Source organism: Flagellimonas sp. ABD4_174 (assembly GCF_056160185.1).
In genome coordinates this window covers 2,864,030-2,882,384 of the sequence record NZ_JBSWWP010000001.1, presented here as the reverse complement: position 1 = coordinate 2,882,384, position 18,355 = coordinate 2,864,030, and the positions used below count along the sequence as shown (strand labels likewise).

The following is an 18,355-nucleotide window of genomic DNA, read 5'->3' as shown; positions in this document are numbered from 1 at the left end:
GGAAAATTAACGAATTTGCTTTACAAAGTCATCAATCTTGTCCACTCCATTTTTTGTAAGGTGTTTTATAAAGGCCGAACCAATGATCGCACCTTTTGCGTGTTGGGTAGCTTGCCCAAATGTCTCGGCATTGCTGATACCAAAGCCAACAATCTGCGGATTTTTAAGGTCCATTTGTGCTATGCGATTAAAATAGTTGGTCTGATCGGGACCAAAACCTTGCTTTGTTCCTGTGGTACTTGCCGAGCTCACCATATAAATAAAACCTTCGGATGCATCGTCGATCGCTTTTATGCGCTCGTTGCTGGTTTGTGGTGTAATAAGAAAAACGTTGATCAATCCATGTTTCTTAAAGATGGTTTCATATTCTTCTTTGTATACATCCAACGGTAGATCCGGAAGAATAAGCCCATCGACCCCAATTTTCTCACATTTTGCACAAAATGCTTCCACTCCATATTGAAGGACTGGATTAAAATATCCCATTAAAATCAACGGTATGGACACCGATTTGCGGATGTCTTTCAATTGCTCAAAAAGCAGCGAGGTGTTCATTCCATTTTTTAGGGCAGCTGTGGAACTTTCTTGTATGGTAGGTCCATCGGCCAAAGGGTCGCTGAAGGGAAGCCCGATTTCAATGAGGTCGACACCGTTCTTTTCCAAATCTTGGATAATCTTTACGGTATCGTTCAAATTGGGGTAACCAGCTGAAAAATATATGGAAAGGATTTTTTTGTCCTCCTGTAGTTTTTGTTTGATTCTGTTCATAGTATTTAGGTGTTAGATGTCAGTCATAAGATGCACGAAATATTTCTACTTTCTTATTTCTAGAGTCTGAAATAATCAATATAATTCTGTAAATCCTTATCTCCTCGCCCGGATAGGTTGACCACCACCACGTCATCTGGATTGAATTTCCTTTCTTCGAAAATGGCCAAGGCATGTGAAGTTTCTATGGCTGGGATAATACCTTCCAGTTTACAAAGTTCCAATCCGGCCTTCATGGCATCATCATCGGTAATGGAAATGAACTCTCCACGACCCGATGCGTACAAATGGGCGTGCATAGGGCCTACACCAGGGTAATCCAATCCTGCGGAAATGGAGTAGGGTTCGGTAATCTGTCCATCTTGCGTTTGCATCAATAAGGTTTTACTACCGTGTATAATGCCCACTTTTCCCAAAGCGGAAGTAGCGGCACTCTCACCGGAATCAATTCCCTTACCAGCGGCCTCAACTGCAATAATGCCCACCTCTGGGGTGTCCAAGTAATGATAAAAAGCACCGGCTGCATTACTTCCCCCGCCGACACAGGCCACAACGTAGTCAGGATTTTCCCGACTTTCTTTTTCTTGTAGCTGTTTTTTAATCTCTTCCGAAATTACCGATTGGAAACGCGCCACCATGTCGGGGTAGGGATGGGGACCTACGACCGATCCAATAATGTAATGGGTGTCCACGGGGTTGTTTATCCAATCGCGAATGGCTTCGTTGGTGGCGTCCTTTAATGTTTTACTGCCCGATGTGGCAGGTCTTACCTCGGCTCCCAACATTTTCATTCTAGCTACATTGGGTGCTTGGCGGGCAATATCGATTTCCCCCATATACACCACACATTTGATCCCCATTAATGCACAGACCGTAGCTGTGGCCACTCCATGTTGACCCGCACCTGTTTCTGCAATGATCCGGTTTTTGCCCAATTTTTTTGCCATTAATATCTGGCCAATGGTATTGTTTACCTTATGGGCACCGGTATGGCAAAGGTCTTCGCGTTTTAGATAGATTTTGGTATTGTATTTTTGGGATAGACGTTTGGCAAAATACAGTGGTGTGGGCCGACCCACATAATCCCGTAACAATTGTTGGAACTCTTCTTTAAAAGAAGGCTCCTCCATTATGCGGAGGTAGTTTTGCCGAAGTTCCTCACAGTTGGGGTATAGCATTTCGGGAATAAATGCTCCCCCAAACTCACCGTAGTATCCCTTTTCATCTGCATGATAACTTTTCATAGACATTTTTTTTAGTTCATATCACTTTCCAGTGATACTCTGAAAGTTTTTAGTTCTTCAATATTTTTTTGTCCCGGGGCTAACTCAAATTTACTGTTCACATCGATGGCATAACACATGGTAGATGCAGGACTTTTTAAAAATCCTTTTAATTTATCTAAAGAATCCAGACCTATGCCACCGCTTAAAAAATAAGGTTTTTGAGATGGATATTTTTCCAAGACCGACCAATCGAAGGTGTAACCGTTGCCCCCGGGCAATTTTCCTTTAGTGTCAAAAAGGAAATAGTCACAGACGTCTTCGTAATCTTTAAGGATGCCAAAATCAAAATCATCTTTAATGGAAAATACTTTGATGACTTCTAAATTTCTCGACTGCGCTCGAATTGACAGAATTCTTTCTTTTAGTTCCTGGCAGTAATCTGGGGCTTCCTTTCCGTGCAGTTGTACAGCATCCAATTGATATTGTTCTACTTTTTCCAGAATTTCCTCCAATGGCGCATCAACAAATACCCCTGTTCTTTTGATGGAATGTGGCAAGTCTGGCATTTCTCCCGAAAAATAACGGGAGGAGGGTTTCCAGAAAATAAATCCCAGATAGTCGGGTTGCAAAGTCGCTACCGCTTCGGGATTATGGTTCATGCCGCAGACCTTTAGTTTCACGCTTCTAATTTTTTAATGAATCCGGAAGCACTTACTCCCGGATTGTCCGTTTTCATAAAATTTTCGCCGATCAAAAAGCCTTGAAAATCAAATTCTTTTAATTCTCTGATGGCCTCCACGGAACTGATTCCACTTTCCGATACCTTTACAAAGTCATCGGGAATATTGGCGGATAGTGTCTTACTGGTTTCCAAGCTCACCTCGAAAGTTTTTAGATTTCGGTTGTTCACTCCCAGCATATCCAAACTGGGCATAATGGCTTTGTTAAGCTCCTGTTCGTTATGTATTTCCAACAATACCTCCAGGCCCAAAGTTTTTGCCAACTCGGAAAACAATTTGATTTCTTCCCTGGACAAAATGGCGGCAATTAATAATATTACATCGGCACCATAGGCTTTGGCTTCCACAATCTGATATTCATCTATGATGAATTCTTTTCGTAAAATGGGAATGTTCGTAGCTGCTCGTGCAAGGATCAAGTCATCCAAGGAGCCGCCAAAATATTTGCCATCGGTGAGCACAGACATACCGCAGGCACCAGCATCGGCATAGCCCTTGGCGACATCCTGTACACTTAGCCCTTGGTTAATGACCGATTTTGAAGGGGAACGACGTTTATGTTCCGCAATAATGCCAGAATTGCTTTGGCGTAATGCTTCAGCCAACGAAATAGAGGTTCGCTCCATCAATATCGAAGTTTCCAATTGGGATATGGTAATCAGTGATTTTTTTAAATCGACTTCTTTACGCTTGTCGGCTACTATTTTGTCTAGTATGTTCATCCTATATTTTTGTCAATCCGCAAATGGGACGGTATTTTTTTTAAAATTCGTTTTGTTTGGATTCTTGCTTTCGCAGGAATGACAAGTAATCTATATTTATTTTTTACTCAATTCTTGTAATTTTTTTAAGGCAACCAATCCTTGGCCGCTCAATAAGGATTCTTTGGCTTCTTCAAAACCTTCTTTTGGCGCAATGCCCTTTACGGTGGCTATGGCGACGCCGGCATTGGCACAAACAACATTGTTCTGAGCATCTGTGCCCTTGCCTTGTAAAATATCCATGAATATTCGGGCGGAATCCGCAACGTCTTCACCGCCAACTATTTCTTTTTGAGAAACTTTGTTAACCCCAAAATCTGCAGGACTCAGCATACCCTCGGAATGGTTGGAAATGGTTTTTGTGTCTCCGGTCAACGATATTTCATCATAACCGTCCAAGGCATTCAAGACCGTAAATTTTTTATCGGTGTTCTGATATAGATACCCATACATTCTGGCCAATTCCAAATTAAATACTCCTACCATCTGATTTTTTGGGAATGCAGGATTCACCATCGGCCCCAACATATTGAAAAAGGTCTTCACGGCAAGTTCCCTGCGGATTGGGGCTACATTTTTCATGGCTGGGTGAAACAAGGGGGCGTGCAGTACACAAATTCCTGCCTCTTCGATAGTTCTCTTTAGAAAATCGGCATCATTGCTAAATTTGATTCCCAAAAATTCCATTACGTTACTACTCCCACATTTAGAGGAAACGCCATAATTACCATGTTTGGTTACATGGATTCCCGCACCAGCGGTAACAAATGATGCCAAGGTGGAAATGTTAAAGGTGTCCTTGCCATCGCCACCCGTTCCACATAGGTCGATGGGGTTGTATTCCGATAGATCTACGGCCAAACATAGCTCTAAAAGTGCATCACGGAATCCTTCGAGTTCTTCTATGGTGATGCTCCTCATCATGTAAACGGTTAAGAAGGCCGCAATTTGGGAGGTGTTGTAATCGCCTTTGGCAATATTTACCAATATCTGTTTGGCTTCCTCTTTGGGCAGTATTTCGTGATTGATAAGTTTATTTAAGGTCTCTTTCATTTTCTTTATTTGTGATTCCGAACGGATGCTGAGCGGAGTCGAAGCATGATGCGGAAAATTTATTCAATTGGGTTTATTTGGATTCCTGCTTTCCCTTCGACTTCGCTCAGGGTACTTCAGGAATTGCATATTATTTGCTTTCCAGCCAATTTTTCAACATTTGTTTGCCTTGGGGTGTCAGCACCGATTCGGGATGAAACTGTACCGCGGTCACGTCATATTTTTTATGCCGTAGGGACATTATCTGCCCATTTTCGTCCACTGCGGTGATTTCCAGATCATCTGGTACATTTGGATCCACAACCCAAGAATGGTATCGACCTACCTGAAGCGTTTTCGGCATATTATGGTATATGGGGTCGTCCTTGGTCACAGTTATGGTAGTGTCCACTCCGTGATATACCTGGTCTAAATTGATCAAGTGGCCCCCGAACACTTCACCAATGGCCTGTAGCCCCAGACACACTCCAAAAATGTGCTTGGTGGGTGCATACGTTTTGATGATTTCTTTTAAGAGTCCCGCCTCATCCGGTATTCCTGGTCCAGGGGAGAGAACAATATGGTCAAATGGCTCCACTTCCTCCAAAGTGAGTTGATCGTTCCGTTTTACGGTGACCTCACAATCCAAATCTTCCAGATAGTGTACCAAGTTGTAGGTAAAGCTATCGTAGTTGTCTATCATTAAAATATTTCTTCCCATGCTTAGATTGTTTCGGCAATTTCCAGTGCTTTGGTCAATGCACCCAATTTATTATAGGTCTCTTGGAGTTCGTCATCAGGATTGGAGGCTGCTACCAGACCTGCTCCCGCTTGGTAATACAATTCGTGGTTTTTGCTCAAAAATGTGCGGATCATAATGGCGTGGTTAAAGTTGCCTTCAAAATCCATAAAACCTATGGCACCTCCATAATAGGAACGGCTTGTTTTTTCATATTTCTCGATAAGTTGCATGGCCATGTGCTTGGGGGCACCGCTCAACGTTCCTGCCGGGAAAGTATCGGCCACCACTTTCATGGTTGTACTGTCTTTTTTCTTAAGGCCGGTTACTTTGGATACCAAATGAATGACATGGGAGAAGTACTGTACTTCTCGATAGGTTTCCACGTTTACGGTATTTCCGTTACGGCTCAAATCGTTTCGGGCAAGATCTACCAGCATTACGTGTTCGCTGTTTTCTTTTTCGTCCCGGGCCAATTTTTTTGCCAGTTCGGCATCTTTTTCATCGTTTCCGGTCCGTTTATAGGTTCCGGCAATGGGATGAATCTCTGCCTTGCCATCTTTTACGATCAGTTGGGCCTCTGGCGAGCTTCCGAATATTTTAAAGTTGCCATAATCAAAATAAAAAAGGTAGGGGGAGGGGTTAATAGATCTTAGTGCTCTATATACATTGAACTCATCTCCCTTAAATTTTTGTTGGAACCTTCGAGAGAGCACCAGTTGGAACACATCGCCACGTTGACAATGTTTTTTTGCCAATTCGACCTGCTCTTTATAATCTTCATCCTTTAGATTGGATTTTGGGTCGCCTTCCTTGTTAAAATTATACGATGAAAAAGTACGCACGTTAAAGAGTTGTTCTATTTCTTCAACATTGCTTTCGGTCTGATAGCAGTGGGCAAAAAGGTAGGCTTCGTTTTTAAAATGATTGATAGCGATTATGTTCTGGTACACGGCATAATAGATATCGGGTATATTTACCGAGCCATCTTTTTTATTCAATTGGATATCCTCAAAGTAACGAACGGCATCGTAGGCCATATAACCGAAGAGGCCATTGTAGATAAATTTAAACCCGTTCTGCGTGGTATCAAACTGCTTGCTAAAGTTGTGGATTACTTTAGTGATGTCGGTGTCGGAGGCAATTTTGGTTACCTCCTTTTTGCCATCGGGAAAGCTTTGTACAATGGTTTCGTCCTCTACCTTGATATATGCTATCGGGTTACAGCAGATGTACGAAAAACTGTTGTCGTTGGCATGGTAGTCACTACTTTCCAAAAGTATGCTGTTGGGGAATTTGTCCCTGATCTTTAGGTAAACACTCACGGGGGTAATGGTGTCCGCGAGGATTTTTTTGTAATGGGTTTTAAGCGTGTAACTCATTGGGTACTTATATAAATTAAAAAAGGCTTGTCGTGATGACAAGCCTCTTGTATGGTTATAATGGGGACTTAGCTCACGACGTTCGACGTAAGTTTATCCACCACCAGTTATTTGCTATTCTGTTAATCATTGAGTCAAAGATAGGAAGGAATTTTTTATGGTACAACAAAGTTGTGTTTAAATTAAAAAATCCCGCTCAAGGAATTCTTGAACGGGATTTTCACACACTAAACTGTAGTTGCTTACATCTGTAGGTCAACTACCAAATCAAATTCGTCGTAGATCAATTTGTCCTTGGCAGTGCCAATAATGCCAGAACCGTATTTTACGTCGTATTTTGTCCTGTCAACTTTCAATGTAGCAGTAGCTTTATCGCCATACACAGAGACTACAAAAGATACAGGTTCTGTATTGCCTTTTATGGTAAGGTCTCCGGTTACATCATAAGAGTTTTTCCCAGTAGATTTTACTTTGGTGAAAACCAATTTGGCCGTTGGGTGATTGGCAGTTCCAAAAAAGTCGTCGGACTTTAAGTGACCGTCCAATTTGTTTTTATAATCACCTTCTAGATCAGTGGCGTTTATGGTGCCCATGTCCACTACAAATTCTCCACCTACCAATTTTTCTCCGTCAAATTCCAATACCCCGGATTTTAGGTCGATGGTTCCTGTGTGCGATCCACCTACTTTGTAGCCTTTCCAAACTACGCTACTTTCGGAAGTATTTACTTTTTTGGTTTCTTTTTTAATGGGGTTGGCGATGGCCGAAGCTCCAAAAAGGGTAATCAATGCTAAACTTAAAATTGTCTTTTTCATGATTGTTTAATTTCTGTTGTTAATTGTTAAGGTGTTATATATGTGTAAATAATTCTTTGTTCGATTTTCTAACTTTGGCCAAGTGTTGGGTTTCGTCTTTTTCTGAACGGTAGCCCACTGCTAGAACAACGGCTGCATTCAGGTTTTTTTCCGAAAGGCCAAGGATTTCATTGTACTTGTCGGATTCAAAACCTTCGATGGGGCAAGTGTCTATTTTTAATTCGGCCGCGGCCTGCATCAAATTGCCAAAAGCGATATAAGCTTGTCTGGCGGTCCAATGGTTTTTTATTTCTTTCGGTAAACCGATCAGTTTCGATTTCATAAAATCGGAATACCCCTTTAAGCCTTCGGCAGGAATATCCCTTGTTTTGCTAACGTTTTCCAAATAGTCGTCCACCAACTCATCGCCAAAATCCGTAGCATTCGCAAAGACGAATATGTGCGAGGCATCGGTAATCTGTGTTTGGCCCCAGGAAACAGGTTTTAGTTGTTCTTTTAGTTTGGAATCGGTGATCACAAAAATGTGATAGGGTTGCAAACCGTAGGAGGAAGCGCTCAAACGGGTCGCTTCCAAAAGGGTTTCCAAATCCTTGTCCGATACTTTTTTTGCAGCATCAAATTTTTTAGTGGCGTAGCGCCATGTTCTATGTTCAATAACGGTGTTCATTAATTCTAAAATTTATCCAATAGATCGTTTAAATGTTCCAGGTCTTTTTTGGTAAAGTTTTCAAAGATTGTTTTGTGTGCTTTTCCGAGGGAGATATCGATTTTTTCCAAAGTATCAAGTCCGGAATCCGTAATTAATATCTCTATTTTTCGCCGGTTGGACGGACATACGCTCCTATGTACAAACCCTTTGGCTAAAAGTTTGTCCACCAAACGTGTGGTATTGCTCATTTTGGTTACCATTCGTTCGTTCAAAGTAGATAGGTTGGCCGGCTTGCCTTTCTGACCTCTTAAAATGCGCAATACATTAAATTGTTGAAGGGAGACCTCAAATGGTTTTAAAGCTGCGTTCATGGATTCATTGATTTTGTTGTGTACCAATTGCAAATGAATCAACGTCCTTGGTTCCAAAGGAATTTTTTTTGATGTTTTTATGGTTTCCTCAACATTCATGTACAAACAATATTTGTATATACAAATGTATATTGATCATATAGGTTAATCCAAATATTGGATAGATAAATTTTTGTTAAAGCTTATGTTTTGGACTGTACCTTACGTATTTTTAATGGTGTAAAAATCAGATAATGAAGAGGTTATTGTTTTTAGGCTCCATGTTTGTTGTTTTATGGGGATGTGCGGAAAAGAAAGATCAAAATAATGAGGATGTTGAATCCACTGAGAACGAAATGGTTGAATTGGAAGCTGAAAAAAACAAGGAGGTCAAGTTTCCTGTATACGACTTTGCAGCTTTTGAACCTTTGCTCAATAAAGATGATGGTAAAACGTACGTTGTAAACTTTTGGGCAACCTGGTGTCAGCCCTGCATCGAAGAAATGCCTCATTTCGAAAAAGTAAACTTAGAACGGTCGGACAACAATGTGGAGGTGATTTTGGTAAATCTGGACATGCCAAATATGTGGAAGACCAGATTGGAGCCCTTCGTGGAAAAAAAGAAGATAAAATCCCGGGTTGTTATCTTGGACGACCCTAAACAGAACGACTGGATACCAAAAGTTTCCCAGGATTGGGGCGGGGGAATTCCGGCAACCTTAATATATAACAAGGATAAGCGAGCATTTTACGAACGCGGTTTTACTTACGAAGAACTGAACGAGGAATTGAACAAATTTATAAATTAAGCAATCATGAAAAATTTAAGGATTTTACGTTGGGCTCTGCCCTTGCTGTTGTTTGTCGCAGCTTTTGCAGTTGGGTTTAAAGCGGCATCGGAACATAATTTGGATAATGGGTATCAAATTGGCGACATGGCCACCGATTTTTCCCTTAAAAATGTAAACGGGCAAATGGTGTCCTTGTCCGACTATGAAAATGCCAAAGGCTTTTTGGTGATATTTACCTGTAATACCTGCCCTTATGCTCAAGCTTATGAAGATAGGATTATTGCGTTGGATGCCAAATACAAAACACAAGGCGTTCCGGTAGTGGCCATTATGCCCAATGATCCAAATGCCAAGCCAGGGGATAGCTTTGCAAAAATGAAAGAGCGTGCTGAGGAAAAAGGATTTACGTTTCCTTATTTATTGGATGAAGGGCAAAAAGTTTATCCAGCCTACGGAGCAACAAGAACACCTCATGTTTTTTTGCTGGAGAAAAAACCTTCGGGGAATGAGGTCGTGTATATCGGAGCCATAGACGATAATTATCAAGATGCGACCCAGGTAGAAGAACGATTTGTGGAAAATGCAATCGACGCCATGCTTTCCGGCAATGAAATAAATCCGAAAACAACCAAGGCCATTGGGTGCGGAATAAAGTAAGCTATTTGAAAATAAAACGATTGGAAATCCGGAGTAATGCTCCGGATTTTTATTTTTGCAGAACCTAAATTATTAAAAATGGCAGATTTATCACAAGAAGAATGGGCGGAGCAACTACAAAACGATGACAACGCCTTTGTTTTGGATGTACGAACCCCCGAAGAGTTCGAAGAGGGGTATATTCCGGGCGCGACCAATATCGATATATATCTAGGGCAGGAATTTTTGGACAAAGTGGAGGAATTGGACAAGTCCAAAAACTTTTACGTTTATTGCCGATCCGGTAACCGAAGTGCGCAAGCCTGTGCTATTATGAACAGTGTTGGAATTGAAAATGCATATAACCTGGAAGGTGGCTTTATGGAGTGGGATGGCGACGTAGCAGAGTAGACCTTCCCTAGTCCCAAATCTATGCGAGAAGACCTACTGTATTTTATTTGGAAGCACAACAAGCTTTCGGCAAAACCATTGTATACCGGCAACAACGAAACGGTTTCGATCAAGTCCACAGGGTTCCAGAATATGTTGGCAGGGCCCGATTTTTTCAATGCTCAAGTGGAAATTGACGGACAGTTGTGGGCCGGTAATGTGGAGATGCACTCCAAATCATCGGATTGGTACGTGCACCATCACGAAACAGATGAAAATTACAACAATGTCATCCTTCATGTAGTATGGGAGGATGACATTGTTGTTTTTAGAAAGGACGGTTCCAGAATCCCAACGTTAGAAGTAAAGCGGTATGTGCCCACCGAGCTATTGGGCCGATATCGGAACTTGATCGAGAATTCCCGTTCCACCTTTGTTAATTGTGAAAAGGACCTAAAGGATGTAGATGCCTTTATTCTGGAAAATTGGCTGCAACGATTGTTTATTGAACGACTGGAGAATAAGTCCAAATTGATCTTGCAGTTGTTGGAAACATCCAAAAACGATTGGGAGGCTGTTCTTTTTATGGTATTGGCGAAAAGTTTTGGCTCCAAGGTAAATGGAACATATTTCCTGGATCGGGCAAAGCAATTGGATTTTTCTGTCGTTCGAAAAACCACCAATGAACCATTGCAGTTGGAAGCTTTGCTTTTTGGCCATTTTGGACTTTTACATGCGGATGATTGCACGGATTCGTACTATAGAGAACTCAACAAAGAGTATGGGTATCTTAAGCAAAAATTTGATTTGGAAGATACGTTTACAAAGCCGGAGTTTTATGGATTACGACCATTAAATTTTCCCACAATACGTGTTTCGCAGTTGACCAGTTTGTATAGTGGAAACCACAACCTTTTTTCAAACCTGATAAATTTCACAACCCTGGAGGATATTTATCAAACTTTGGAGGTTTCTACAGGACGGTATTGGGAAGAGCACTACACCTTTGGAAAACCATCCAAAAAAAGAGATAAAAAGCTATCTAGGAATTTCATAGATTTGATCATCATAAATGCATTGGTGCCGCTTAAATTTTGCTATTCAAAATATGTGGGAAGACAATGGGACGAGGAGCTGATCGGATTGATGTCCCATGTAGCTGCCGAGAAAAATTCCGTTATTCAAAACTTTGGCAAAATTGGGTCAAAGGCGACCAATGCCATGGAAACGCAAGCACAATTGGAGCTGTACAATAATTATTGTACCAAAAATAAATGTATGCAATGCGCCATTGGCGCACAATTATTGAATAGAAATCTCTAATTTTAACCATGTCTTTGTTTTATAATACCCTTTACTACTTTCAAAAGCGAGGCTTCGAGGTCTGTAGGCGAATTGCGGAAAGACTTGGTATCCGTGCCCGAGTGGTGCGTACCAGTTTTATCTATCTAACATTTGTTACCTTGGGCTTTGGGTTCGCCCTTTATCTTTTTATTGCCTTTTGGTTAAGGATCAAAGACCTTATTTATACAAAAAGAACTTCTGTATTTGACCTTTAAGAATGATTAGACTGCTCCGCTCTAAAATACTTGTGGCCCTCACCTTAATGGTGGTGGTGCTTGTTTTTGGGGTGATAGGGTATAAAATGCTGTCCGATTTTACGTGGATAGAGGCCATTTATATGACGATTATTACCGTGACCACGGTAGGTTTTTCGGAAGTAAGGCCTTTGGATGCCAATGCTAAGATTTTTACCGTATTTTTAATTGTAACCAGTGTTTTTATATTTGGATTTGCCATTTCAGTGGTGTCCGAATATATTTTGGGCAGAAATTCGTTGGAACTACTAAAAAAGAAGAGAGTGAAAAAGCAAATAGATAGTCTTTCCGGTCATGTTGTGATCTGTGGATTTGGTAGGAATGGTATGCAGGCCGCAGAAAAATTGACCGCTTATAGAAAACCATTTGTGGTGATCGAAAGGGATAGGGAGATCATAGAACGGCATGAAGAAGATATTTTGTTTGTGGAAGGCGATGCCAATGAGGACGAAGTTTTGCTCGAAGCCGGAATAGATCGGGCCCAATATCTTATAACTGCCGTGCCGGATGACTCGGCAAACCTGTTCATTGTGCTTTCGGCCAGGCAATTAAACTCAGATTTATTCATAATAAGTAGGGCGTCACAGATAACTTCGGTTAAAAAATTGGAGTTTGGTGGAGCAAATAAAGTAATAATGCCCGACAAAATCGGAGGGGATCACATGGCCTCTTTGGTGGTAATGCCCAACTTGATCACTTTTTTAGATCAACTATCCATTGAGGGTGAGCATACCACAAATTTAGAAGAAGTCAGTATAGAGGATTTTACCGACCAAATGGAATGTAACTCCTTGCGCGATCTTGATCTTCGCAGAAAAACAGGATGTACCATAATCGGGTACGTGGATCCACAAGGAAAGTACGTTATAAACCCGGAAGCCGATATGGTTTTACAGCCCAAGAGCAAGGTAATTGTTTTGGGCAGACCTGAACAGATAAGGAAATTAAATCAAATGTTTCAGATCGGATAGTTAAAAAAACATAAAATTTGATAGCGTTGATTTTTTTTTGGATATTGCTGACTTTACCATACCAAAAACTAACTAATCTCAATATATGAAGTATTTTCTTTTTCTATTGTCTTTTTTTGCGCTAACCACTGGTTTTTCACAGGAATTGACCGTAGTTGGCAAAACCTACAATGTCTCCGACAACATTAATGATGGTGTTATAGAGCTAACAGTGGATGGGGGAGTGGAGCCCTACACCTACAAATGGAGCAATCAGGAAACGCCGCTCAAGTCCAAATCGGCACAACGTCTGGTAGAAGGTATACCGTATAGTGTTACAGTGACCGACGCGGCAGGTAATTCGATTACCAAAGAATTTAAAGTAGAGACAGAATCGATCACAGAAGTATTCAATGGAACCATGACCCCGGCAGTAAGTGCATTGGGGTCTGTTCTTTTCTGGGACCCCTTCGCAGCGATCGGAATATACGATCCAGTGGCCTATGCCGACGTAAAATTGATCGGTATTCCCGATTGGAGCAACGAGACCCAGGATAAATTCGTTTTAAAACAGTGGCTGAAAGATGATAAGGCCAGTGTGGCCAAAGGTGAAGATATTGCCGTGATCACCAGTGATAAAAGAGGAGATATCGTTATAAAATCCGAAGCTAAAGGAAAGCTTTTGCAGAGAGTAAAGCAGGGCAACGTAATCTACAATTCGGACAACCAAGAACATGTTATTGAACAAGGAGCACATTTCTTTGCCGAAATCAAGTACGATGAGCCCATTGCCATGACCCATCCTAACGGAGATCCGATCATAAAAGGTATTCCCTTTATCGTAATTTGGTTGGTCCTCGGAGCGTTGTTCTTTACAATTCGAATGGGCTTCATTAACATTCGTGGGTTCAGACATTCCATTGATCTTGCCAAAGGAAAATACGATGACCCGGATGCTCCGGGGCAAGTGACCCACTTCCAGGCATTGGCCACAGCAGTTTCCGGTACCGTTGGTCTTGGTAATATAGCTGGTGTTGCCGTAGCGGTATCCTTGGGTGGTGCAGGAGCTACTTTTTGGATGATTGTTTGTGGACTTTTGGGTATGTCCTCCAAATTTGTGGAGTGTACCCTTGGTGTAAAATACAGGGATATATTACCTGATGGCCGTGTATTCGGCGGTCCAATGAACTACTTGCGCTATGGTCTGGAAAAGCGCAATATGAAAGGTTTTGGTAAAGTATTGGCGGGAGTGTTCGCCATGCTTGCAGTGGGAGCTTCCTTTGGTGGGGGCAATATGTTCCAGGCGAACCAATCTTTTGAGCAATTGGCCGGGCAGTTTCCTGCCTTGGCCGGTAATGGCTTTTGGTTCGGAGTGGTCACGGCTATTCTGGTAGGTGTAGTTATCATTGGTGGAATTAGCAGTATTGCCAAAGTAACAGGTAAAGTAGTGCCGATCATGGCAACCATATATATAGTTGCGGCATTGGCGGTAATTATAATGAATATCCAAAATATTGGACCGGCATTCTCTGCAATTGTGGATGGAGCGTTTAACCCTTCGGCCCTAAAAGGAGGAATTTTGGGAGTATTGGTCATTGGGTTTCAAAGAGCGGCCTTCTCCAATGAGGCAGGTGTAGGTTCTGCGGCCATTGCCCACAGTGCGGCAAAGACCAACCATCCACCGTCAGAAGGTTTTGTTGCCTTACTAGAGCCATTTATCGATACCGTTGTGGTTTGTACTCTAACAGCTTTGGTGTTGATTTTTACAGGAATGCACGAAGTAGAAGGAATGGCAGGTGCACAGTTGACATCCGATGCTTTTGGTAGCCAAATTTCTTGGTTCCCTTATGTATTGGCATTGGCGGTATTCCTTTTTGCATTCTCAACCATGATTTCTTGGTCTTACTACGGAATGAGGGCCTGGACTTATCTTTTCGGGAAGAGCAAGCGTTCCGAGATGATCTACAAGATGTTGTTCTTGGTGTTTGTTGTGGTAGGTGCTTCGGTAAGTTTAGGGGCTGTATTGGATTTTTCGGATATGATGATACTTGCCATGTCCTTCCCGAATATCATTGGACTCTACATAATGTCCGGCGAAGTGCGCAAGGACCTGGATGGTTATTTACAGAAATTAAAAGCTGGACAGCTTTTCAAAAAATTGAAGAGTCAATAATATACCTTAAAATATGAGAAAGCAATCCCACTTCAGGTTCAATAAGCAAGAACGGAGTGGGATTTTCTTTTTTTTGTTGGTGGTTCTTGTACTGCAACTGGTTTCTTTCTGGTTAAGAGCAAATCCCTCTCGTCCAAAAAGTAGTTTGGCCCTCAATCTTGAGGAACAAAAAACCATGGATAGTCTTATTGTAGAAAAACAGCGTAGAGGCGCCACTAAAATGTATCCTTTTAACCCCAATTACATTTCGGACCATAAAGGCTACATTTTGGGCCTGTCAATTGAAGAGTTGGATAGGTTGTCAGCTTTTAGGAAGAAAGGAAAGTTTGTGAATTCTTCAGAAGAATTTCAGGTCGTTACCCAAGTTTCGGATTCTTTATTGGGGATTTTGTCGCCATATTTTCAATTCCCCGATTGGAAGAAACATAATCAATTTCAAAAGAAAGCCTTGTCCAAACCTAAAAACAGGGTTCAAGTCAAAGATTTGAATGCTGCTTCGGCAATGGACTTGATGTCGGTTTACGGAATCGGGGAAACATTGTCCAATCGAATTATAAAGTTCAGGGATAGGCTTGGTGGTTTTTTGGTGAACGAACAATTGTATGATGTTTATGGATTAAAACCAGAAGTTGTGGAAGAAACATTGCGGGCTTTTCAAGTGCTAGAGGTTCCTGAGGTCAAAAAAATCAATCTAAATACTGCTTCGGCAAAAGAATTGTCCCAACTTATATATATAAGGAGTGGACTGGCAGCACAAATTGTTGCGTATAGGGAGAAAAACGGCTTGTTCAAAACATTTGAAGAATTGACTTATGTTGATGGATTTCCAACAGAAAAACTAGATAGAATAGCCTTATATTTGTTTTTATAAATTAGGTGGTATGATTGATATGTACTTCACGGAAGAACATAATTTATTCCGGGAGAGTCTAAAGGATTTTTTGCAAAAAGAGGTTGTTCCCCATATAGAAAAATGGGAGGAATCGGGGAGAATAGATGGGGATATCTGGAACAAGTTCGGGGAAATGGGATATTTTGGTTTGATGACCCCAGAAGATTACTCCGGTCTCAACTTGGACCTTTTCTACACGGTTATCTTTCTTGAAGAGCTGCAAAAGATAAATTCAGGTGGTTTTGCCGCTGCTATGTGGGCGCACCAATATTTGGCAATGACATACTTGAACAAGTTGGCCACCCATGAGCAGAAAAAAGCGTATTTAGAACCCAGTGTACTTGGGAATAAAATTGGCTGTTTGGGAGTATCCGAACCTTTTGGGGGCAGTGATGTTGCCGCTATGCGCACCACTGCCGAGAAAAAAGGTGATGTGTACATAGTGAACGGTTCCAAAACTTTTATAACCAACGGTGTTTATGGCGACTACATTATCCTTGCTGCAAAGACCGATATACATGCTGCCCACAAGGGCATAAGTATGTTTGTTGTGGACAGGAATGCCAAAGGGGTGTCCGCAAATAAGTTGAATAAATTAGGATGGAGGGCTTCGGATACCGCAGAACTGGCCTTTGATAATGTTGAAGTGCCGGCTTCCAATTTGCTCGGAAATTTAAATGAAGGTTTTTCGTATATTATGGAGGCCTTTGCATTGGAACGTTTGGTAATGGGGGTGAATGCCCATGCAAGGGCGGAGTATGCTCTCGATTATGCGTTGCAGTATATGTCCGAGCGTGAGGCTTTTGGTAAAAGCATAAATCAATTTCAGGCGTTAAGACATCGATTGGTTGATTTATATTCCGATATGTTGCTGTGCAAGCAATTCAATTATGCGACGATCGGGCAAATGGAAAAAGGAACCTATGTGGTAAAAGAAGCTACAATTTCCAAACTTAAATCTACCAAAATGGCCGATGAGGTTATTTATCATTGTCTTCAGTTCTTAGGTGGATACGGTTATATTGAAGATTATCCAATGGCAAGGTTGAGCCGGGACAGTAGGCTTGGGCCAATTGGCGGGGGTACCTCCGAAATCTTACGCGAAATTTTGGCCAAAATTATCGTGGATAAAAAAGAGTACAAGAAACCAAAGGTGTAGAAAATATCAAAAAAGTAAAATATTTCTTTAACCGTTAAATATCATTCGTATATTTGCACTCCAAAAATCTAAAAGAAAGGAGGTTGTAGCCCATGTTAATTATACCAGTAAAAGAAGGAGAAAACATCGATAGAGCTTTAAAACGTTTCAAACGTAAGTTCGACAGAACAGGTACCATGCGTCAGTTAAGAACAAGACAGCAGTTTACTAAACCTTCTGTAAAACGTAGAGCGCAGATACAAAAAGCACAATACATTCAGGGTCTTAGAGATCAAGAAGAAGTATAGTCTTTAAAAGTTCTTATAAAATATAGTGATCCCGTTCCTTAATTGGAGCGGGATTTTCTTTTTATAGGTTTCGGGATTCTATTGTTACCTTTGGAATATGTCCTTGTCAGCTTTTATTTCTTATTTGGAGTTGGAGAAGAATTACTCCAAAAATACCATTTTGGCGTATCAAAAGGATATTGAGTCCTTTGCTGGTTTTTGTAAAGAGCATCATGATGCGGTGAATTTGGAGAATGTATCCTATCCGTTGATCAGGAGCTGGATCGTTGATCTCTCCGATCAAGGTGTGTCCAACAGGACCATTAACCGGAAAATATCTTCTTTGCAGGCTTACTATAAGTTTTTATTGAAAATAGGGGAGATAACCGTCTCACCTTTGGTGAAACATAGGGCGCTCAAAACCGAAAAGAAGATAGAGGTCCCATTTTCTGAAAAGGAAATGGAATCTGTTTTGTCCGAAATTCCTTTTGAGGATGATTTTGAAGGAGAAAGGGATAAGTTGATCATTGAGCTATTGTATGCCACGGGTATGCGAAGAACGGAGTTGGTGAACTTAAAAATACAGGATTTGGATTTGGCCGGACACCAATTAAAAGTATTGGGCAAAAGAAACAAAGAGCGCATTATACCTTTGCTTCACACCACGGTACGGCAGATCAATACATATTTGGACAAACGTTCTGAGCTGCAATCCAGGTCGGATTCATCCTATCTGCTATTAACAAAAGGTGGTCTTAAAATTTACGAAACACTTGTTTATCGAACCATAAATAAGTATTTTAGTTTGGTGTCCCCCAAGGTAAAAAAGAGTCCTCATATACTTAGGCACACTTTTGCAACACATTTGCTCAATAGGGGGGCTGATCTAAATTCCGTGAAGGAATTGTTGGGGCATTCAAGTTTGGCATCTACACAAGTTTATACACATAATAGTATAGCCGAACTTAAAAAAGTACATCGGAAGGCCCACCCAAGAAACAAGAAATAGTGAATTCTTGTAATGTTTAACTTCACTGT

General features: G+C 41.3%; 21 protein-coding genes. 11 read left to right on the top strand and 10 right to left on the bottom strand.

Annotated elements, in window-relative coordinates; genetic code table 11:
- Positions 1-6: 6 nt before the first annotated feature.
- The 10 genes from trpA to ACXAFK_RS12805 form a co-directional block, all read right to left on the bottom strand.
- A complete protein-coding gene (gene trpA / locus ACXAFK_RS12850) occupies positions 7-768 on the bottom strand; it encodes a tryptophan synthase subunit alpha (protein ID WP_474958010.1) in 762 nt (253 codons plus the stop codon).
- A gap of 59 nt (positions 769-827) precedes the next feature.
- Positions 828-2,012 carry a tryptophan synthase subunit beta gene (gene trpB / locus ACXAFK_RS12845; RefSeq protein ID WP_369884084.1) on the bottom strand — a complete coding sequence of 395 codons (1,185 nt, stop codon included), beginning with the start codon at positions 2,010-2,012 and terminating at the stop codon, positions 828-830.
- 11 nt (positions 2,013-2,023) lie between these two features.
- On the bottom strand, positions 2,024-2,674 hold the full coding sequence (locus ACXAFK_RS12840; RefSeq protein ID WP_474958009.1) for a phosphoribosylanthranilate isomerase: 651 nt from the start codon (positions 2,672-2,674) through the stop codon (positions 2,024-2,026).
- Complete coding sequence (gene trpC / locus ACXAFK_RS12835) at positions 2,671-3,456, bottom strand: indole-3-glycerol phosphate synthase TrpC (RefSeq protein WP_474958008.1); 786 nt, start codon at positions 3,454-3,456, stop codon at positions 2,671-2,673. Before trpC ends, ACXAFK_RS12840 begins: the two co-directional genes overlap by 4 nt.
- A gap of 96 nt (positions 3,457-3,552) precedes the next feature.
- Positions 3,553-4,548 carry an anthranilate phosphoribosyltransferase gene (gene trpD, locus ACXAFK_RS12830; RefSeq protein ID WP_474958007.1) on the bottom strand — a complete coding sequence of 332 codons (996 nt, stop codon included), beginning with the start codon at positions 4,546-4,548 and terminating at the stop codon, positions 3,553-3,555.
- A 130-nt stretch (positions 4,549-4,678) separates the two neighbouring features.
- Entirely contained in the window at positions 4,679-5,248 is a 570-nt protein-coding gene (locus ACXAFK_RS12825) for an anthranilate synthase component II (protein ID WP_293296292.1), read from the bottom strand.
- 2 nt (positions 5,249-5,250) lie between these two features.
- Positions 5,251-6,648, bottom strand: coding sequence for an anthranilate synthase component I family protein (locus ACXAFK_RS12820; protein ID WP_474958006.1), 1,398 nt, complete (start codon positions 6,646-6,648; stop codon positions 5,251-5,253).
- Positions 6,649-6,890: 242 nt separating this feature from the next.
- Positions 6,891-7,463, bottom strand: coding sequence for a YceI family protein (locus ACXAFK_RS12815; RefSeq protein ID WP_224837675.1), 573 nt, complete (start codon positions 7,461-7,463; stop codon positions 6,891-6,893).
- 34 nt (positions 7,464-7,497) lie between these two features.
- Positions 7,498-8,130 carry an NAD(P)H-dependent oxidoreductase gene (locus ACXAFK_RS12810; protein ID WP_252080275.1) on the bottom strand — a complete coding sequence of 211 codons (633 nt, stop codon included), beginning with the start codon at positions 8,128-8,130 and terminating at the stop codon, positions 7,498-7,500.
- Positions 8,131-8,135: 5 nt separating this feature from the next.
- A complete protein-coding gene (locus ACXAFK_RS12805) occupies positions 8,136-8,582 on the bottom strand; it encodes a MarR family winged helix-turn-helix transcriptional regulator (RefSeq protein WP_224837677.1) in 447 nt (148 codons plus the stop codon).
- Positions 8,583-8,716: 134 nt separating this feature from the next.
- Between ACXAFK_RS12805 and ACXAFK_RS12800 the strand changes: the two genes are divergently transcribed.
- From ACXAFK_RS12800 to ACXAFK_RS12750, 11 genes are all read left to right on the top strand, one after another.
- Complete coding sequence (locus ACXAFK_RS12800) at positions 8,717-9,271, top strand: TlpA family protein disulfide reductase (RefSeq protein WP_224837678.1); 555 nt, start codon at positions 8,717-8,719, stop codon at positions 9,269-9,271.
- A 6-nt stretch (positions 9,272-9,277) separates the two neighbouring features.
- The gene (locus ACXAFK_RS12795; protein WP_474958005.1) at positions 9,278-9,910 is read left to right on the top strand and encodes a thioredoxin family protein; all 633 of its coding nucleotides are present in this window, start codon (positions 9,278-9,280) and stop codon (positions 9,908-9,910) included.
- 78 nt (positions 9,911-9,988) lie between these two features.
- Positions 9,989-10,300: a rhodanese-like domain-containing protein gene (locus tag ACXAFK_RS12790; protein ID WP_224837680.1), complete on the top strand. Its 312-nt coding sequence runs from the start codon at positions 9,989-9,991 to the stop codon at positions 10,298-10,300.
- A gap of 21 nt (positions 10,301-10,321) precedes the next feature.
- Entirely contained in the window at positions 10,322-11,602 is a 1,281-nt protein-coding gene (locus ACXAFK_RS12785; protein ID WP_474958004.1) for a DUF2851 family protein, read from the top strand.
- A gap of 8 nt (positions 11,603-11,610) precedes the next feature.
- Entirely contained in the window at positions 11,611-11,838 is a 228-nt protein-coding gene (locus tag ACXAFK_RS12780; RefSeq protein ID WP_014033469.1) for a PspC domain-containing protein, read from the top strand.
- A gap of 2 nt (positions 11,839-11,840) precedes the next feature.
- Positions 11,841-12,848 (top strand): potassium channel family protein, encoded by a 1,008-nt coding sequence (locus ACXAFK_RS12775; RefSeq protein ID WP_224837682.1) that lies wholly within the window; start codon positions 11,841-11,843, stop codon positions 12,846-12,848.
- An 85-nt stretch (positions 12,849-12,933) separates the two neighbouring features.
- Positions 12,934-15,000 carry an amino acid carrier protein gene (locus tag ACXAFK_RS12770; RefSeq protein WP_474958003.1) on the top strand — a complete coding sequence of 689 codons (2,067 nt, stop codon included), beginning with the start codon at positions 12,934-12,936 and terminating at the stop codon, positions 14,998-15,000.
- A gap of 13 nt (positions 15,001-15,013) precedes the next feature.
- On the top strand, positions 15,014-15,871 hold the full coding sequence (locus tag ACXAFK_RS12765; RefSeq protein ID WP_474958002.1) for a ComEA family DNA-binding protein: 858 nt from the start codon (positions 15,014-15,016) through the stop codon (positions 15,869-15,871).
- A 10-nt stretch (positions 15,872-15,881) separates the two neighbouring features.
- Positions 15,882-17,051 carry an acyl-CoA dehydrogenase family protein gene (locus ACXAFK_RS12760; protein WP_474958001.1) on the top strand — a complete coding sequence of 390 codons (1,170 nt, stop codon included), beginning with the start codon at positions 15,882-15,884 and terminating at the stop codon, positions 17,049-17,051.
- A gap of 92 nt (positions 17,052-17,143) precedes the next feature.
- Entirely contained in the window at positions 17,144-17,338 is a 195-nt protein-coding gene (rpsU, locus tag ACXAFK_RS12755) for a 30S ribosomal protein S21 (RefSeq protein WP_224837686.1), read from the top strand.
- A 97-nt stretch (positions 17,339-17,435) separates the two neighbouring features.
- On the top strand, positions 17,436-18,326 hold the full coding sequence (locus tag ACXAFK_RS12750) for a tyrosine-type recombinase/integrase (RefSeq protein WP_474958000.1): 891 nt from the start codon (positions 17,436-17,438) through the stop codon (positions 18,324-18,326).
- The last annotated feature ends 29 nt before the right edge of the window (positions 18,327-18,355 follow it).

Bases quoted from the DNA above. Each gene is read 5' to 3' on its own strand.
- trpA (WP_474958010.1), bottom strand. From the start codon at position 768: ATGAACAGAATCAAACAAAAACTACAGGAGGACAAAAAAATCCTTTCC.
- ACXAFK_RS12815 (WP_224837675.1), bottom strand. From the start codon at position 7,463: ATGAAAAAGACAATTTTAAGTTTAGCATTGATTACCCTTTTTGGAGCT.
- ACXAFK_RS12780 (WP_014033469.1), top strand. From the start codon at position 11,611: ATGTCTTTGTTTTATAATACCCTTTACTACTTTCAAAAGCGAGGCTTC.
- rpsU (WP_224837686.1), top strand. From the start codon at position 17,144: ATGTTAATTATACCAGTAAAAGAAGGAGAAAACATCGATAGAGCTTTA.
- ACXAFK_RS12775 (WP_224837682.1), top strand. From the start codon at position 11,841: ATGATTAGACTGCTCCGCTCTAAAATACTTGTGGCCCTCACCTTAATG.
- ACXAFK_RS12765 (WP_474958002.1), top strand. From the start codon at position 15,014: ATGAGAAAGCAATCCCACTTCAGGTTCAATAAGCAAGAACGGAGTGGG.
- ACXAFK_RS12800 (WP_224837678.1), top strand. From the start codon at position 8,717: ATGAAGAGGTTATTGTTTTTAGGCTCCATGTTTGTTGTTTTATGGGGA.
- ACXAFK_RS12810 (WP_252080275.1), bottom strand. From the start codon at position 8,130: ATGAACACCGTTATTGAACATAGAACATGGCGCTACGCCACTAAAAAA.
- ACXAFK_RS12820 (WP_474958006.1), bottom strand. From the start codon at position 6,648: ATGAGTTACACGCTTAAAACCCATTACAAAAAAATCCTCGCGGACACC.
- trpD (WP_474958007.1), bottom strand. From the start codon at position 4,548: ATGAAAGAGACCTTAAATAAACTTATCAATCACGAAATACTGCCCAAA.
- ACXAFK_RS12770 (WP_474958003.1), top strand. From the start codon at position 12,934: ATGAAGTATTTTCTTTTTCTATTGTCTTTTTTTGCGCTAACCACTGGT.
- ACXAFK_RS12750 (WP_474958000.1), top strand. From the start codon at position 17,436: ATGTCCTTGTCAGCTTTTATTTCTTATTTGGAGTTGGAGAAGAATTAC.
- trpB (WP_369884084.1), bottom strand. From the start codon at position 2,012: ATGAAAAGTTATCATGCAGATGAAAAGGGATACTACGGTGAGTTTGGG.
- trpC (WP_474958008.1), bottom strand. From the start codon at position 3,456: ATGAACATACTAGACAAAATAGTAGCCGACAAGCGTAAAGAAGTCGAT.
- ACXAFK_RS12825 (WP_293296292.1), bottom strand. From the start codon at position 5,248: ATGGGAAGAAATATTTTAATGATAGACAACTACGATAGCTTTACCTAC.
- ACXAFK_RS12785 (WP_474958004.1), top strand. From the start codon at position 10,322: ATGCGAGAAGACCTACTGTATTTTATTTGGAAGCACAACAAGCTTTCG.
- ACXAFK_RS12795 (WP_474958005.1), top strand. From the start codon at position 9,278: ATGAAAAATTTAAGGATTTTACGTTGGGCTCTGCCCTTGCTGTTGTTT.
- ACXAFK_RS12790 (WP_224837680.1), top strand. From the start codon at position 9,989: ATGGCAGATTTATCACAAGAAGAATGGGCGGAGCAACTACAAAACGAT.
- ACXAFK_RS12760 (WP_474958001.1), top strand. From the start codon at position 15,882: ATGATTGATATGTACTTCACGGAAGAACATAATTTATTCCGGGAGAGT.
- ACXAFK_RS12805 (WP_224837677.1), bottom strand. From the start codon at position 8,582: ATGAATGTTGAGGAAACCATAAAAACATCAAAAAAAATTCCTTTGGAA.